The organism is Polaribacter sp. L3A8, assembly GCF_009796785.1.
In the GTDB taxonomy this organism is placed as follows: Bacteria; Bacteroidota; Bacteroidia; order Flavobacteriales; family Flavobacteriaceae; genus Polaribacter.
This window is the reverse complement of record NZ_CP047026.1, coordinates 885,290-902,122: the sequence shown is the minus strand read 5'-3', so window position 1 is coordinate 902,122 and position 16,833 is coordinate 885,290. Positions and strand designations below refer to the sequence as shown.

At 25.9% G+C, this 16,833-nt stretch carries 16 protein-coding genes; 4 read left to right on the top strand and 12 right to left on the bottom strand.

What is annotated here, in order from left to right; translation table 11 throughout:
* The 4 genes from GQR92_RS03425 to GQR92_RS03410 all read left to right on the top strand — a co-directional run bounded on the left by GQR92_RS03425 (window position 1) and on the right by GQR92_RS03410 (window position 5,554).
* Entirely contained in the window at window positions 1-261 is a 261-nt protein-coding gene (locus GQR92_RS03425) for a hypothetical protein (protein WP_158837808.1), read from the top strand.
* Entirely contained in the window at window positions 261-575 is a 315-nt protein-coding gene (locus GQR92_RS03420) for a hypothetical protein (RefSeq protein ID WP_158837807.1), read from the top strand. The genes GQR92_RS03425 and GQR92_RS03420 overlap by 1 nt, the downstream gene beginning before the upstream one ends.
* Window positions 576-580: 5 nt before the next feature.
* Window positions 581-2,047 (top strand): amidohydrolase family protein, encoded by a 1,467-nt coding sequence (locus GQR92_RS03415; RefSeq protein WP_158837806.1) that lies wholly within the window; start codon window positions 581-583, stop codon window positions 2,045-2,047.
* A gap of 162 nt (window positions 2,048-2,209) precedes the next feature.
* Entirely contained in the window at window positions 2,210-5,554 is a 3,345-nt protein-coding gene (locus GQR92_RS03410; RefSeq protein WP_158837805.1) for an SMEK domain-containing protein, read from the top strand.
* Between the two features lie 365 nt (window positions 5,555-5,919).
* On the opposite strand, the gene GQR92_RS03405 is transcribed toward GQR92_RS03410, so the two are convergent.
* From GQR92_RS03405 to GQR92_RS03350, 12 genes are all read right to left on the bottom strand, one after another.
* The gene (locus tag GQR92_RS03405) at window positions 5,920-9,648 is read right to left on the bottom strand and encodes a hypothetical protein (RefSeq protein WP_158837804.1); all 3,729 of its coding nucleotides are present in this window, start codon (window positions 9,646-9,648) and stop codon (window positions 5,920-5,922) included.
* A 106-nt stretch (window positions 9,649-9,754) separates the two neighbouring features.
* Window positions 9,755-9,937, bottom strand: coding sequence for an antitoxin HicB (locus tag GQR92_RS03400; RefSeq protein WP_158837803.1), 183 nt, complete (start codon window positions 9,935-9,937; stop codon window positions 9,755-9,757).
* Between the two features lie 140 nt (window positions 9,938-10,077).
* A complete protein-coding gene (locus tag GQR92_RS03395; RefSeq protein ID WP_158837802.1) occupies window positions 10,078-10,623 on the bottom strand; it encodes a hypothetical protein in 546 nt (181 codons plus the stop codon).
* Between the two features lie 31 nt (window positions 10,624-10,654).
* Entirely contained in the window at window positions 10,655-10,993 is a 339-nt protein-coding gene (locus GQR92_RS03390; RefSeq protein WP_158837801.1) for a hypothetical protein, read from the bottom strand.
* 377 nt (window positions 10,994-11,370) lie between these two features.
* Window positions 11,371-11,532, bottom strand: a complete 162-nt coding sequence (locus GQR92_RS03385; RefSeq protein ID WP_233269994.1) for a nucleotide-binding protein — start codon at window positions 11,530-11,532, stop codon at window positions 11,371-11,373.
* On the bottom strand, window positions 11,495-12,415 hold the full coding sequence (locus GQR92_RS03380; RefSeq protein WP_158837799.1) for a DUF5712 family protein: 921 nt from the start codon (window positions 12,413-12,415) through the stop codon (window positions 11,495-11,497). The genes GQR92_RS03385 and GQR92_RS03380 overlap by 38 nt, the downstream gene beginning before the upstream one ends.
* Window position 12,416: 1 nt before the next feature.
* Window positions 12,417-12,923: a BfmA/BtgA family mobilization protein gene (locus tag GQR92_RS03375; RefSeq protein ID WP_158837798.1), complete on the bottom strand. Its 507-nt coding sequence runs from the start codon at window positions 12,921-12,923 to the stop codon at window positions 12,417-12,419.
* Between the two features lie 238 nt (window positions 12,924-13,161).
* Window positions 13,162-13,812, bottom strand: a complete 651-nt coding sequence (locus tag GQR92_RS03370; protein ID WP_158837797.1) for a hypothetical protein — start codon at window positions 13,810-13,812, stop codon at window positions 13,162-13,164.
* A 60-nt stretch (window positions 13,813-13,872) separates the two neighbouring features.
* Complete coding sequence (locus tag GQR92_RS03365; RefSeq protein WP_158837796.1) at window positions 13,873-14,289, bottom strand: helix-turn-helix domain-containing protein; 417 nt, start codon at window positions 14,287-14,289, stop codon at window positions 13,873-13,875.
* Between the two features lie 127 nt (window positions 14,290-14,416).
* A complete protein-coding gene (locus tag GQR92_RS03360; protein WP_158837795.1) occupies window positions 14,417-14,704 on the bottom strand; it encodes a helix-turn-helix domain-containing protein in 288 nt (95 codons plus the stop codon).
* A 124-nt stretch (window positions 14,705-14,828) separates the two neighbouring features.
* A complete protein-coding gene (locus GQR92_RS03355) occupies window positions 14,829-15,548 on the bottom strand; it encodes a hypothetical protein (protein ID WP_158837794.1) in 720 nt (239 codons plus the stop codon).
* A 2-nt stretch (window positions 15,549-15,550) separates the two neighbouring features.
* Window positions 15,551-16,699: a site-specific integrase gene (locus GQR92_RS03350; RefSeq protein WP_158837793.1), complete on the bottom strand. Its 1,149-nt coding sequence runs from the start codon at window positions 16,697-16,699 to the stop codon at window positions 15,551-15,553.
* Window positions 16,700-16,833 lie beyond the last annotated feature (134 nt).

Sequence of the window (16,833 nt, the reverse complement as noted above, 5' to 3'; positions counted from 1 at the left end):
ATGACGACTGAACGAATTAAAGATTTAGATATTGTTAACTGTATCAATGCTTACGCTATTATAGATAATAAATACTGGGTTAATAAACAACAGATAGCAAAACAACTAGATATTTCTGTAAATGAACTTCAAGATATTGTTAAAAATTCTGAAACTATTGTTATAAATAATGAAGGGAAATTAACAACAAGGAAATTGTACCAACAAAAAACACCATTTTTAGATAAACTTTTAAATACAATTAAAAACAAAATAGAATAATGGTATTATTAACTTCAATATTTTCAGAAGGTGTTATTCTTTCTGCATTAGGTGGATTAGCTTATCCCTTATTAACATTACTTGAACGTATACAACAACCAAATGCTCAAAAGATAGATTTAAAAGATCTCTCTTTTTATATTTCGTTATTAATTTATGTTTTTCTAGCAAGTGTTGTTGGTTACATCTATTTTAATGATAAAATTGATTTTGGTGTAAATGATCGACTTTTAGCTGTTCATATTGGTATAACTTCTCCTTTACTTATTCGTTCTTTAGCATCAGTATTTCCAAAGCAGAAGCTATCAAAATAGACAATATGAAACTAGGAAAAGATAAAACTATTTTTAATTGCCATACGCATATATTTACAATAGATCATGTGCCAAATGAGTTTGGTCGTACTTTTGTTCCTCGATTTCTATCTAAAATTCTTACTATAAAATTAGTAAAATGGTATTATAATAAGTTTACTAGTAGAGGAAACTATCAATATAAAAAATTTAGACACTCTTTAAAAAAAATAAAATACGGAGTAATAAGAATTTGCAAATGGACTTATGTTCTTTATTGGTTAATTTTATTGGTTAGTTTTATCTTAAAATGGTTTTTTAAAATTTTAACTTCATTTTTAAAAGTTGATTTTCTCTTTAGTAAAGAATTGAGAGATATCACTAAAAGATTTTTAACATTAGGACGCTATTCTCTTAACTATAAATCTCAAGCCAGAATTTATGATTTATTAGAAAAAACATATGAAAGGAATACGAAAGTAGTGGTACTTTCTATGGATATGGATTATATGGAGGCTGGCAAACCAGAGATTAAATATTTAGACCAATTAGATGAGTTAAAAATTGTAAAAAAGAATAATTCAGATTTATTACCTTTTATTTTTTTAGACCCAAGAAGAGTGAACGAAACAAAATTATTAGAAGGAAAAAAAAATTATGCTACTTTTTTAAAATCTGAACTTCAAAAAGGTAATTTTAATGGAATTAAACTATACCCAGCATTAGGTTATTATCCATTTGACAAAGAGCTTATAGATAGTTATTTATTTGCCCAAGAAAATAATATTCCTATTATGACTCATTGCATTGAAGGAACTGTTTTTTACAGAGGAAAAAAGAAACCAGAATGGAACTATCACCCAATATTAACTTATAATAAAAAAGGCACAGATAACCCAGGACCAATTCCTTTACCTCAAAGTGGCAATTACCAGTGGACCACTAATTTTACACATTCAATGAATTATCATTGTCTATTAGACAATGAGCTTTTATCAAACTATTTAGGTTATGAATGCGATTTAAGTAAATTAAAAATTTGTTTAGCCCATTTTGGAGGTAGCAAAGAATGGAATAAATATGAAGCTGATGGTTGGAATAACTATAATAAAAATATAAGTCATGCAACGGTAAAAGACTATCTTAAAATTAAAAATACTTTAAATCATAAAAGTAAGCGAACAATTTGGTGGAATGCAAGTTGGTTATCGATAATTTATGATTTGATGATAAAGTATGATAATGTATATGCAGATGTTAGTTTTATTCTTTTTAATGAAGAACTTTTTCCAATGTTAAAATTCATATTAAATGACACTAAAGTTTCTAATAAGATATTATATGGCACAGATTATTATGTGGTTACTCAAAAAAAATCTGAAAAGTCATTACATCTAAACTTAAGAGCTTATTTAGGTGAAGAATTATTCTTTAAAATTGCTAATGAAAACCCAAGAAAATTCTTATCAACAAGTTTTAAAAAATATAAATAAACTAAACGCGATATTAAAAGTACACTTATAATAAGAAATGATTAGGTTTTACCTTGATTTTTTTTGCATAATTTGCATTATAAGTTTCTTTTATTTCATAAATTAAATAGCTTTTAAAAGCTATTTAAATATTATATTAATTGACTTTTATAAAAACAACAAATGAGTATAACATTGTTATTAGATAGTTTAAGCAGTAGACTTGGTTTATTATCTCACAAGATACAAATGAATGCATCCATAAATCGTTATTCTCAAAATATCGATTTTGAAGATTTATTTATCTCTTTAATAAATCTAGCATATTCAATGAATTTTGAAAATGCAAATAAATGGGAGCAAAATGCTATAGGAGTTGATGCGTTAGATAAAAATAATAATATTGTTCTACAAATAACGGCTACCACTAGTGCAGAAAAAGTTATTAATTCTTTAAAAAAAGCAAATAACAGTAATTGGTCTGAAAAAGCGAATCATTTCAAAATGGTCTATTTAAAAGATAAAAAACCATTTTCAGGAAGAAGTGTCTCTAGAATTAATGCTAATAAAGGAGCTTTCATTTTTGATGCAAATAAAGATTATTATACCGCAGACAAAATTTATCAAAAATTAGCATTAGCGAAAGATCCAATTAAAATGCAGCAGGCAATTGAGTTATTGGATACTTATTTAGGGTACTTACCTATTAACAAAAGTTCAGGTTTAACTTCTATTGGATTATGTTTTGATGATAATGATAATAATTTTGATAGTGTATTCATTATAGTTGAACAATTATTAAAAGAACGCATCAATGTATATACATATTCTAAAAAGTTATACGATAAACTTAAAAGAGAAAAGAATAAATACTTTGATGGATTATTTTATATAGATAATGATAAAAAATTAGATTTAGTAGATCACTACTTATTTATACTTTCAAAACAGTATATAGAAAATAATTTTGGAGGAGAAATTCTTTGTAAATATTTGAAACTATATAAAGAAACAGACCATCCAGCAAAAATTGTAGGTTTTGAACCTAATTTAGTTATTCCTGATACTGAGCTTGGTAATCGATTCAGAGCGTATAATTCTTTACAAAAAAGTAATGAGGAATTAAAAGAATTTTCTCAAGATTTATTTACTAATTTTTTTAATAGAGAATATAAACATATACCCATTGATGTAAATTTATTGTTAGATCAATTATATGTACATTTTGGTAATTTTACAAGTAAAGATTTAGGTTCTTCAAAAGAATGCATTGCAGTATTATTTACTATGCAAGATGTAGAAAGTTTTAAAATGATTTATTTAGTTGCTAAACCAGGATATTCTAATAAAGGATTATTAGAATTTATTAGAAACTTAAGAACTAAACAAAAAGAAAAAATTAATGTTCTTGTACCCAAAAACCCAATTCATAAAACGAGAAAAGCCTTAGATAATTTAAATAGACTTTTAAGTGTAGAAAAAGTAAGTTATATTGATGAATTTCTCTTTGAAAAAACTTCTAAGAAATTTGAACAAGAAGCAATGCAAATAATAGAAGACTTTGTTGAGCCTGTTATACTTAAAAACGGTAAAACAAAGTATGCTGTTGATATTTTAAATTGGATTAACGAAGAAGATTTACCTTCAATAGGAATTATTAAAGCAGCTGGAGGTATTGGGAAAACTACAATAGCAGAAAAAATTCATGATACTCTTATAGATACTAATAAATATAAGTTTATTGTAGTTTTCATTAATCCTAAACAAATATTAAAAGAATTTAAGTCTACTAATTTTGACGATCATAATGAATATGATTTATATAATTTATTTAAAAAAGCGCATCCACAAGGTAATACATTAGATGAGGTTAGTTTTTACAACAATTATTCTCAAGGTAATATATTAATGATTTTTGATGGAATTGATGAAATTATATCAACAGTTTCATCATTTACATTAGAAGGTTTTTTAATTAAATTAAATAATTTAAATAAAAGAATTGGTAGAGGTAAGATATTAATTACGTGCAGAGATTTGTATATAGATGAAATGGAACATTTTATTAATACATCTGGTAAAAACAAACTAGTTATTTATGAACTTTTACCATTTAACCAAAATTTGGCTGAACAATATTTTGAAAAGAATGAACTTAATAAAAATAAAATAAAAAAAGGAATTGAGCTTCTTAATAAATTTATTTTAGAAGACAATAAAAACCTTTTAGAATATGTGTATCCTCCTTTCGTGATAGAGGTTGTAATTGATATTTTAAAAGGAGAAGATTATGATATAGTTTTAAATGATAATTCAAACTCTAAACTTTTAATAGATGGTTATAAGTCTGATTTTATTTTAAATCAAATATTTAATAGAGAAAGAATAAAAAAAGAACAGCATGGAATAAGCTTGACTATAGATGACCAGACAGCTATCTTTTGCTTTCTTGCTATTGATTATAATTCACGAATAGAAATAGATAAATTGAGAAGTCTATTAATTAAACTTAGACACTTTGCTCAATTAAAAGATGCTGCGGAAGGCTTAAAAGATCATCCTTTATTAAATAAAAATAATGGAGATTTAATTTTTAGATATAAATTCCTAACTATGGAATTTTATACAATTGGTATTTACAATTTATTGAAACCCATAAAACCTTTTAAATTAACTTCTTATTTTATAGATATAATTGGATTAAAAGCTAATTATAATTCGATAATTTCAAAAGGATTATTATCGAGATTAGAACATGAGTTCAAATATAAAAGTTATGAAGCAATTAATATGTTTCGAAATTTAATGATAGAAATTAACAATTTCGAACATATAGAGTATATTAGACAGGCAGCAATAAGTAATCTATTTTTAATTATTTATGACTTTATCACCAATATTGAGAAAGAAAACACAAACTCAAGAGAATTACTTATCAGATTGTTTAGTGAAAAAAAAGATCAAGTTATTAAAAATCTTTACTTAATTAATATTCCTTCCACTTCTAAGCTACATTTAGATTTTACTGATTTATATATAGAAGACAGTAAAATAGATGGTTTTCTAAATTTTGTGTTTTGTACTTTTAACGAAACTACATTTTTCGTTGATTCATGTACATTAAAAAATGTCAAACCTGATTCTATCAATAATATTAAAGAGATAACTATTGGTGAAGATAATTTCCATGAAATATTTGGAGACAATTCTTTAGATCAAGTTTTTAAACTTAAAGATAAAGGGAGTATAGGTCTAGAAGATGAAATAAGAAGATACTTCAGATTTTTTTTTAAGGGCAATGTTCTAAAAGAATTAAATGAAAATTTTTTAATAAATTCTATAAGGAGAGAACAATATCTTAGATTAATTCATAAAATATGTATTAATTTAAATATGATACAATCCAATAAGGCAAACTTAATAGTAAATAAGATCTATCGCTCAAAGGTTCAAAAATTTGTTTTTCAGGGTAAAACATTTATCGAGATAAAGAATATTTCAATAAATATATCTAAAGAGTTACTATAGATATAATTTCATTATTAAAATTATTTATCGAGGAGTTCAAAAACGTACAACAAAGTGTTTTGAAAGGGAATAAAACGAAATTACTTTTTATAAAAGGCTTTTTTTTTCACTATCCTTTGTTATCCTCTTTTCTTCTAATGCAATATTACATGATCGTTAGCTGGCATTTGATTTGAGTTTTTACCTACGTTTGGTAAACGTTTTAATATATAATTATGTATTATTTGAGTTTTATGTCAGTAATTTATTTTTAGAAGTATTGCTATATCGAGTGTTTGCTATCATTGCTTAAACCAATACATTCTTATTACTAATACATTAATTGATTTTTGGTGGAAAAGTTTCATTCATTAATTGATTTTTTTTTAATTACGTAAAAATTTTCTTCTTTTTTCATGTTCTGCATATGAAAGCTCATTATCTCTTCTTCCTTTAATGTAATTACGAATGGCTCGTGTCTTTGAGCCTAATTTCATCTCTTCAACTAATTTTAATACTTTTTCCCATTTAGCAGCTCGAATTGCTCCAACAATTGCATTTCCTGGAAATGTTATTTGATTATCTGTCCATTTTATACTTTTGAAACAATTTAATTCTTGATTGCTATGAATATAAATTTCAAATGCCTTGTTAAATAAGTCCTTTTTATTACAGTGAATTATATCAAACGCAATAAGAATCATTTTTGGTTGCTTATTATATTTTTCAATAAATTTTAACAAATAATTATTCGCTCTTTCTGTGTTAGCATTAGGGCTCTGGAAGAAAGCGTTAGCAAAGTGTTCTGAAATAAAGTAATTATCTAAATTAACAGCCATATATTCGATTACTTCATCCAACATATCTTCCACCTGGGACAATTTCCAAATTACTGATAACTCTTTATGATCTCTTGCTCTTTCTCTTGTGTTTTTTTCAAAAATAACTTTCGTGTACTGCAATAAAAAACTACTATCTTTTTCAAGTATAGCTAAAAGGCATTTACCTTCATAATCAAAACTATCTGTAAGTTGATCTTGTTGGATGTAGGCTTTTTTTATGAGGTTTATTTCATCAAACGAATTTATTGCTGAAATTAAAAATTCATAAAATAACCAAACTTTTATATTTTCAGTTTCAATTCTTTTTACAATGATTTGGAGAGTTTTAAAGAGAATTTGAGGTTCGATAGATTCATAATTTTTTATTCGCTTAATTCTAATTCCAAAACCTACTTTAATTGTATTTAATACTATAAAAAGTCTGTCAATATGCTTTTGTTTTATTGCTTCAATAGGAAGACTAAAAAGCAATTCTAACTTCCATATTTCATTCAACTTTTTTAATTCAATTGCTTTCCAAAATTTTTCTCTTAATTCTGGATATGTTGCCAAATTATCTATTGATTTACGTGATATATATAAATCAGAGTTAGACTTATTTATATCTTGCAATTTTGCAAGTTCTATAAATGTTGACAATCCAATTTCACTATTTACTTTAAGATTAGCTTCTATTACTTCATCACAAACGTTGTATTGCGAATACATATTAATCTCTTTCCATTCCAATATTTCACAATATTGTTTTATGAATAAGTCAAGTTCTTTTTTTGATTTGAATGTTAATTTTTTAGTAATATCAATTATTTTTAACTTTTCAAATTCTTTATAATCTTCAAAATCGTACTCTTCTTTTCCTCTACGTCTGTCCCAATTTACCAACTCAAATAGAGTGTAAGTAGGGTGTTTGAAAGTTGACTTGAGACTTTTGAGTACAGGATTGCTATATTTTATTTTTCTTGAAGAGCGTATCATTTCTCGAACAAAATAACAATGACGAAAAGATTTAGTTTTCATATTTTTATCTATCCATGGAATTAAATAAACTAAATCGAAAGCAAAAGTATATTTGTTATTGTTATCACTCGCCATTGAAAAATTAAGTATTACTGAAAATACTTCGTTAGGGTAGTTTTTATAAAGACTAAAAAGAGTTTTTAAAATTTTTATTCGAGATTTTTTAACAGAAGTAATATTCAAATCATCATTTTCTGCTTCTTTTTTGCTCTTGTAGTCCCAGCGTAACAGTTTTAATAGTTTTCTTGATATAGCAAAAAAGGCAAGAGCTTCTAATTCCCCATTTTTAGCTTCGTTAATTAAATAGCCTACAAGTTGTGTGTGTCTTTCAAAATGATCCACATAATCTTCTTCTATAAATATTATATTTTTATCAATTTGATATATTAATTGTGAAAGGTGTTGTTTATTCTGTTTGACAAACTGAAATGATAATTCAAGAGCATCTATAAAGAAAAGTGGTTTTTTTAGAAAGTTTGCTAGTAAATTTAAGTGTATTTCACGTTTATAGCCACTCGTAAAATCATTCGTTTCATATGTCGTAATTAATTCTTTATTTTCTGAAGTTTTAATTGAACTAATTTGCTCTTCTAAATAAATTAAAGCTTCGTCTGGTAAAAATTCCCAAGCAAATTTCAGAAAGCGAAAAGCTTTTTCTTTGTCGGATTTAATAGTTGACCAATAAGAAATAAGAGCAGGTTTTATTTCTTTAGCGATGAACTTTTTTCCAAAATTTTGATACATTGGGTAAACAGTGTCTTTAAATCTATGTTCTTGTTGTTCAAAGTAATTGTTAAAAAGAGATTCAAACGATAACAGTTTGTCTTTAATAAACACTTTATAGAAAAGATAGGTGGAGAGATTTTGTTCGCCAATTCTTACATGGTCATAGTTCAGTTCGATTAAATCTAAATTATGCGATCTATCAAAAGTTTCTCTTAATCTGTCAACAGGAATTGAAAATGAAGTAGCAACTGAATCCAATAATTGGCTGTTATTGTAAGGTAAAGTATAAAAAAAGGATAAAATCCCTAACGCTTTTAGAACTATTTTATCTTTAAAAGCACCTTGGTCACTTACAAAAGTTTCAAAATATTGCTCAAATAAATCTGCTATATTATTTAGAGAGTCAAGATTATTTGTTTTTCTTGCGATCATCGCCATCATGACAGCAAGACGAGCATTTCCTTTAGCTAAATCATGAATTTTATATTGGTATGTTCCATTTAAAATACCAAAAGGCTCTTTTTCTATAATAGCTTTAATTTCTTCAAAATTAAATCCCTTAATTTCGACAATAGAATTTTTATATAAGTATAACCACTCACGAACATTATCTAAAGCATAATCACGTACTGTCAAGATAAGTTTTAGTTTACTATGATTTAAACTATTATAAAAACCTAAAATTTGATCGAATTTATCAACTCGATTAACATCATCAACCAATAAAATACTATTATCATCTCCATCAAAATAAGCTCCTAAATCTCCAATTAAATCTGCTCCTTTTGGAGAAATAGCGAAAGCATTATAATCTAAATTTGATTGAACGAATTCATAAATAGATTGTAATGCCAATTTTGATTTACCAACACCAGCTGGACCAGAAATAATAACAATGTCATTAGTAGATAATTTGTTTTTTAAATTTTTAAGCTCTTGATCTCTATGCAAAAAGATACCAGTTAAAGGTGTAGCTAGTTTTTGTTTACCATTGTCGTATTCTTCTACAAACTTATCTAACGAAACAACTTGTCCTGTATCTAATGGTAGATTTAAATAATCATATGCTATGTTTTTATGATGAAAGAAAATTTCATTTGCAAGTGCATCAAGGCTGTAATGCATTGGAAGTTTACCCATGACTTCAAATGCTTCATTATTAATTTCTTCAATTTCTACAGCTTTTAAATTTGAGTTATAACATAGAATGATTTCCTGAATTTTATTAATTGGAATATTTGTTTTTTTAAAATTTAGACAACCAGAAATATCATCTTTTAGTTTATTTAATAATCTTTTTCCTTTGTTTTCAGTTGTTGTAGATTCTACAAATAAATAAAGGCCATTGGGCAATTGAATAAAAGAATCTGGTGTTCCTTTAGTCGTTTTTTGTTTTATCTCATGAGCACCATTTCGTGAATATGCCTTATAATCTCTATTTCTTAAGCTTAAAAATGAATCACATAGTTCTTGAAATTCAGTATCATTTAAATTTTTAAGTCTTTCTTTAATACTGGATAGTTGGTTCATTAATCATTAAGTTAAATATATCTTCACATAAAAATAGTGAAACCAGTTGATATATAGTTAAGGATTTCCATAATTATATATTTATATAGTAATTGAAGGACGTGTTTTAATTATTTGGTTCGTTATATGAGTCTACTGCCTTAATGAAATTAGCTTTTAACTTTTCAATAGAACTTCCTTCATACAAAACTAAATCAGTAATATTTAAAAGTTTACCAAAGTAAATTTTATCTTCTTTAGAAAACTCAATAGAGCCCTTGTGATTTTTGTAATTTAGATGCTTTTGCATGTTGTTAAATTAATTATTTTGTTTGACAATATTTTCCGTTTTGAAAAGAGTTTGATTTTTTTTTCAACTAGAGCTTCAAAATCAAACTTTTTTAAAATGAGCCCTAGCGGCAGGCTATATACTACAAGTGATTTTGATCTCTAATTATTATCGCAAAGAGTCCAACCTTTTTCTGTTTTCTTTAAATTAACTAATATTTTTTCATTCTCTTTGCTACTTAACGATGAAAATGGAGTAGCATTTGTTTTTTTAAAAATAATATTTGCTTGAGCAAATGGTAAGTTATCATTTGTAACTATATTTTTTACATCCTCTATTTCCTTATTGTAACATATCACAAAATCTTTACCTTTTACTTTTACTAAAAAAGGTTTTCCTTTCTCTGTAATACTTATATTATATTGCTCATAACCCATAAAACTAGTGTTACTACTTTCTATTTTAATTAAGCCTAACTCTTCTAATTTTTTGTAACATTTTATAGAATTATTTGATTTAATTTTAGGATTTAGAATCCTTTTATTACCCAATATTAATTTCTCTAGAATAACATCTTTGTGAAGTTCTTTTGACACACAATTATTATAAAGTTTTTTAATTTTCTCTTTATCTAATTTTTGATTATTGCAAGAAGCAACTATTATAAGTGAAAGTACTATTAAAATTTTTTTCATTTTTGTTTTCATAATTATTTGTTTAGTGATTTAGTATTTAAAATTATTGTTTTGAATTTTCTATGGAAGATTGAAAATGTCCGCAAACACGACAACATTTATTTTTAGATTGGCTGTAAGATTCTAAATGGGCTCTATCATTTATTACGATATTAAAAGAGTTTAGGCAAACATTACATTCTTCAACTTGATAGATTGCTAAAATTTCTATATTTCTTAAATTCGAAAAATAACCTGTATCAATATATTTTTTTAAGAACTCGTTATTTGTAAGTACAAAAATTTCAATTCTGTTGTTTTCCTCAATAGCCCAATAGTCTTCAAGCATTTTGATTTCTTTTTTGGATATAGTCTTGTTCGGTATTAGTGCTAATTGTTTCATAAGTTTTGGGTACAAAAAAAGCGTGAGACTGAATTTACAAGTTTTAGAGGTATCGCCAAACACCCAATCGACCATGTAAAACAGCTCACGCCGAAGCGTGAGCGTTTTAACTACAATTTGGTCGATTTTTAAAAAATTGGCGATTTTCTTAAACCTTAATTGTAAGCTAAAAAGCTTAATATTATTATGTTATATTTTTTTATATCATATTTTGTTTTTTACAAATTTAAGTATTTTTTTAGGATTCATTATATGATTTTTGAGAAAAGGAAAAAAAGATTCTTATGTATTTATATTAGTATATTTAAATATAAACAAGCAACTATATATTTATGAGAGTATATATAAACTTAAATATATATTGAGTTTAAGAATAGTTATTTTAGTTCTAAATTAGAAATACTTTTTGTTTCACCTTTAAAAGAGATAATATCAAAATCTAAAAGAGCTATTTTTGCATTGTTATAAATATTTTGAGCAAGGTTAAATGTAAGAGTACTTTTACCAACTCCTACCTTTTGATGTGTTACGAGTATCATTTTGGCCATAATTTGTAGTATTTTCAATTGTTTGTTCTCTAGTTTCTATTTCTTTTAAAAGCGCTTCTTTTTCTTTAGGAGAACCATTTTTTAGTATACATTGATTGATAAATTTCTCTCGTTCTTTTCGTTTGTATTGGAAAAAAATATCAAAACTTTTTTCATTCATGTTAATCCATTTCATTCTATCAAAACCAACATGATATGTGTTTCCTCCAATACTTCTAGTTATAGAGCGTTCTTTGGTTGTAGGAGTTAATTTTAATTTTTGAGTCTTGTCTTTTCTGCTAACGACTAAATGGACATGAGAATTGATTTCTGGTTTATAATCTCCTGCTTTATGTATCCTTTTTTTAACTTCTTCATCTGTTCCTTTAAACTTTCTGAAATGCTCTATTTTTGCAAAATAAACTAAGTCATCGCCTGATTTTAATCCTTTGTTTTCTCTATTAAAATTCTTGGCATAATTTGTCATTATCAACTTTGTATATCCTTTAATTTTATCATTAAACAATTCATATTCATTGATATTTAGTTCCCAAACATTTTTAACTTCTTTTTTGTCTGTAACCGATTGTATAATGTGCTTTAATTCTTGTTGACTAAAACTGATTGTTGGTGCGAAATATTTTGCATCTGTTTTTCCAAGTTTTTTTATATTTTTATCAATACTTGAGATTACTTCGTTGGTACTAATGTTGTTCTTAGAATGAGAAAAAAAGAATTGTTTTCTGCTTTCAATTTCTCTTTTTTCATCAATTGAATTCATCTTTTGTAAGAGCATATCTAGGTCATTGTTTTCTTTTTCTAGATACATCGCTAGATCACTACAACTAGAGATATTTGTAGCGCCTAGTGTACTATGTGGTTTGCTTATTGGCATATTATTCAAAAATAGATTTAAGAGTTCCTTTAATTCCAGATTTATTTTTAGCATCAATTAGTTTAGCGATTTCTATAAAAGCATCCTGTTGTTTGTATATTTTTCTTTCAACTTTATTTAATTCTTCTTTAAGTTTACCTAGCTCTTTTGTAATATCTTTTGTTCTACTTTTATCAAAATCATTTATTTTTATTACAGCATCTTTTACCCATTTTGATAAATTTGAAAATTGTTCTTTTTGTTCTTTAGAATTTTCATAAACTTCATTTCTTAATGGTTTTAAAATATCTCGTTCTTGTACTTTTAAAAACGATACAATTCTCTTATCTAAAACCTTTACCATAGCAGCAGGGTTTTCATTAATTGCTTCTATTGGATTAATACCTGTTTTCTTGAAATAGAGAATCATAGATTCAATTAAATCTCCATATTGTGAACCAAAAGTTTTAGAAATCTTCACCAGTTCTTTATGATGAAATTCTTTAATTAAAATGCTTTTTTTCTTCATATTTATATTTTTTGTTGCTGGTAATCAGTGTGTTGGTTGTTCGTTTATAATTCTATTATAAAATATTATATTCTTTGTTATTGACCTAAAGTCAATAATGTCAGTGTTTTAAACCCCGTAGGGCAAGTCGAATAGGGGCAATATTTTTTTGCAGCCCCTGTTCTACTTGCTTAATTCTTAACACATTTCAGTACGCAAACAAAACTGCTTCTTAAGAATGCATTTTATCTTGAATATTTTATAACCTTCTACTTTCTCCATCAAGTTTAATTTGATTAAACATTTGATAAAAACGATCGTAAACTCTTACACCATACCTTTCTTTTATTTCTTCAAGGTTTAAGTTTGAAGTTATAAAAGTTCTTGTTCCTTTGCTTATAAATTCATTATATCTATGTTCTAAAATCCTTATAAAAATATCTTCTTTCCCATAGTTTGAAGCTTCTTTTTCAGATCCTAAATCATCAAATAAATATTTGCCTTTAGTATAATATTTAATGATATAATCCTTTTTATTGCTTTCTGAAAGATTGAATTGTTGAATTACATTTTGGGTAGAAATCATAGGTACCCATAATTGTTTAATAGTATATAGTTTTGATATGTTCTGAATAATTTTAAAACTTGAAGTTTTGCCTGTACCATTATTTCCAAAAACAAATAAGCCTTTATTTAAATCTCCATTATGTTCTGTTTCAAAAGTAGAATCTTGGGCAAAGTATTTACAAAAAGCATTCAAAAATTGTTTATTATTATCATCTACTTCGAAAGATCTTCTTTTAATAGCATAATGCTTTTTTGCCTCTTTATTGAAAAGTTCTTTTAATTGATTTGTCGTCATAAATTTTTCTTTTTTTTGCGCAACTTTTTTTATTTTTTCCGTATTCATATTTTGAAGAATTTTATGCACAGATTTTATACTCATGATTTTCTTAAAATTTTTAATTTTTTAAATAATTAAATTCTTTCTTTTTATATTTTCTTTCTTTGTATATTCTTTATTACTAAGTCTCTTGTTTTTTCCGTCACAGAAATTTACCGTGTCGGTATTTTTCCGACACGGTAAAATCATTACTGGTTCAGAATTTAATATGTATGTGTTTGAGGTAAATTTTCCAGATGTTCTTTTCTGTTTTTCTTTAATTATCCAACCAGAAACAATCAATTCTTTTAAATATTTCCTTAAAGTGTCAATTGAGTAGTTTAAGGCATTGGAAAGCTGACGATTGTAGTAAACCCAATCATGAGGTTTAGAACTCATGTAAATGAATAAAAATCGGGCTCTATCAGTAATATTATTATCATTAATTAATTCATTAGGAGCTATCGTAAAATTCTTTCGTATGTTATTCCTAACATTATTCATTTTTTTTGTTTTTGGAAATCTATTTTTGCGAATAGAGCTTTAAACCTACCTTTGTATTGTAGATTCTGTATAGATTAATACTGTTTTAAAGAAAAAGAAAATATTTAAAAATCTTAGAGCGGTTACTCTAAGATTTTCTGTTTTTAAGAGTGTAAGAGAGGGCTTCAGACTCTATATCTTGTTTAGATTTTATTTCGTTCTGAAGCATCCAAGATTCTAGTTTTTCTTTGTTGAAGAAAATTACTTTACCATTAGGTTTACTATGGGGTATAGATTTAGTACTAGTTAACTTATACATGTAACTAGGTTTTATGGAAGTGTATTCACAACCTTCTTCAAATGTAAGTACTGTTTTATTTGATAATAGAAGTTTTTCTAATTTATCAAATCGTTGATTTAGTTCAATAATGTTCATTTTTATTCTTTTAAAAATTAATAATGAACAAAGGCCTTTGTTTTCTTTTATTATGAATTCGAAACAAAGGTAGAACTAAAGGAAAGGTGTTTTTTGATTTGAGATGGAATAAGACTTAATGAGATTATTTGAGAAAAGGGAGTGTGATTTTATCTGTTTTTAATGCTGTTGCAGTTTTTCCAGTTGTTGAAAATTTACTCGCATGTTTCGTGAAATCTTCAGAATTTAAATAAATGTCTGATTCTCCATCAAACATTTTAATGTATTTGTTTAGATATATTCCTTGCAACATATTATCATCGAAATTACCGTTTTCTTTAAGTTGAAATAGAACTCTACTTGCATTAATTTTTATTGTTGAATCAAATATTAGAGTTCCTTTTTGGTAGTTTTCAAAATTACCATTAATTAAGTTAGATAGTAGGATGTTGATGTTATCTTCTTTTTTCCCTCTTGAAAATAATCCTTTTAAGTATTTGATTAATTCCTCATTATTTGAATTAACCTTATTTTTTGTTATAGTTTTCTTTTCTTTTGACTTCTTAAATTTTTCAACCGTATGCTTTATTGAAGAAAATTTATATACATATATAATTAACATAATAAAAGAAAAAAGATTAAATATATATGTTATTACAATCCATTCTGTCCTAAAGAAAACCCCTTTTAAAGCCAAAACCATTGCTAAAAGGAAAAACGTTTTTATAAAATATTCTGGGTTTAGGTTAAATATTTTTTTACCTATAGTAAATAAAATAGGAGTGAAAAATTTTGTAATTCCCAAACAAAATATAATAATTGTTGCAGAATAACCTATTATATAAATAATTGATAATATACTCATAATTATAAAATATTTAATTCAGGTATTAAGGTCGCAGCTTCTTTCATTTTTTTATCAATGATCTTGGCGTAAATTTCTGTGGTGCGTATTTCTTTGTGCCCCAGTCTTTTAGACACTGTGTAGATGTCTGCTCCATTCTCTAAAAGTAATACAGCATTTGTGTGACGGGCAGAATGAAAAGTTATATGCTTTGTAATTCCAGCAAACATGCACCAACGTAAAAGAATCAAATTCATTTGTGCGCTGTAATGTAGGTTTACAAAAACTCTGTCGTTTTCATCTTTTCTTTCCCCTAATAATTCTCTGGCTTGTTTAGATAGATATAAATATTCAACTCCATTAGTTTTCTTTTGAGAAAAAACTAATCGATGAATGTCTTTTCCGTCTTCATCTTTTCCTTCGTCTCTAATTTCACTCCATATCATTTTATTTATATCAGACCAACGAATTCCACTTAAACAACTGAATATAAAAGCGGATTTTAATACAGGAATTTTACATTCAGTTTTTGATAGCGCTTGTAGCTCATCAATAGATAAATATTCTCTATGAGTTTCACCCATAGGAATACTTTTAACTTTACTTACAATATTCTCATTGAGGTATCCTTCTTCAAAAGCTGCATTTAAACAAGCTTTAAATTTATTGTAATATGTATGTTTTGTATTTTGGGCTAGGGGAGAACCTGATTTAGCAACCGCTTTTGTATGTAGGAATTTTTGAAAATTCTTAACAAAGTCAATATTTACGTCTTCAAAAGTTGTGTTGATAGAACAGAATTTTTCAATGTGTTTTTCAGCAGCTTCCCAGTTATCGTAATTTTTTTCAGATTGATAGCGTTCTTCTTTTTTCAATTTATAAAATTGAAGAAAACTATGTTTACTTTTATTTCCATTCTGAATTTTATATTTACCCTGGTGGTAATCAGCTTGTCTTATTGAAAGTATTTTTTCAGCTAGTTCAAGAGTTTCTTTGTTACTGTCTTTTTCCTTTTTTGATTTAGGGTCAATTATCAAATATTTTTTTAAATATTCAAATTCTCGATTGTGTTTAGATTTTCCATTATTGTCAACAATAGTACCTTTATAATATTCTATAAATAAACTATATTTACCTGTGTTGAGTTTTTTCTTTTTTAAAGTAATTTTCATTAAAGGTGGATTTTATTACACCTCTGTAAAAAATTAAGTTTTGAGGTGGATTCTGGCATCCAGAAATCTCCTATAAAAGTAAAGTAAAAGAAAATAAAATCAAAAGGTTTTATTATAAAATACTGATTTTAAGT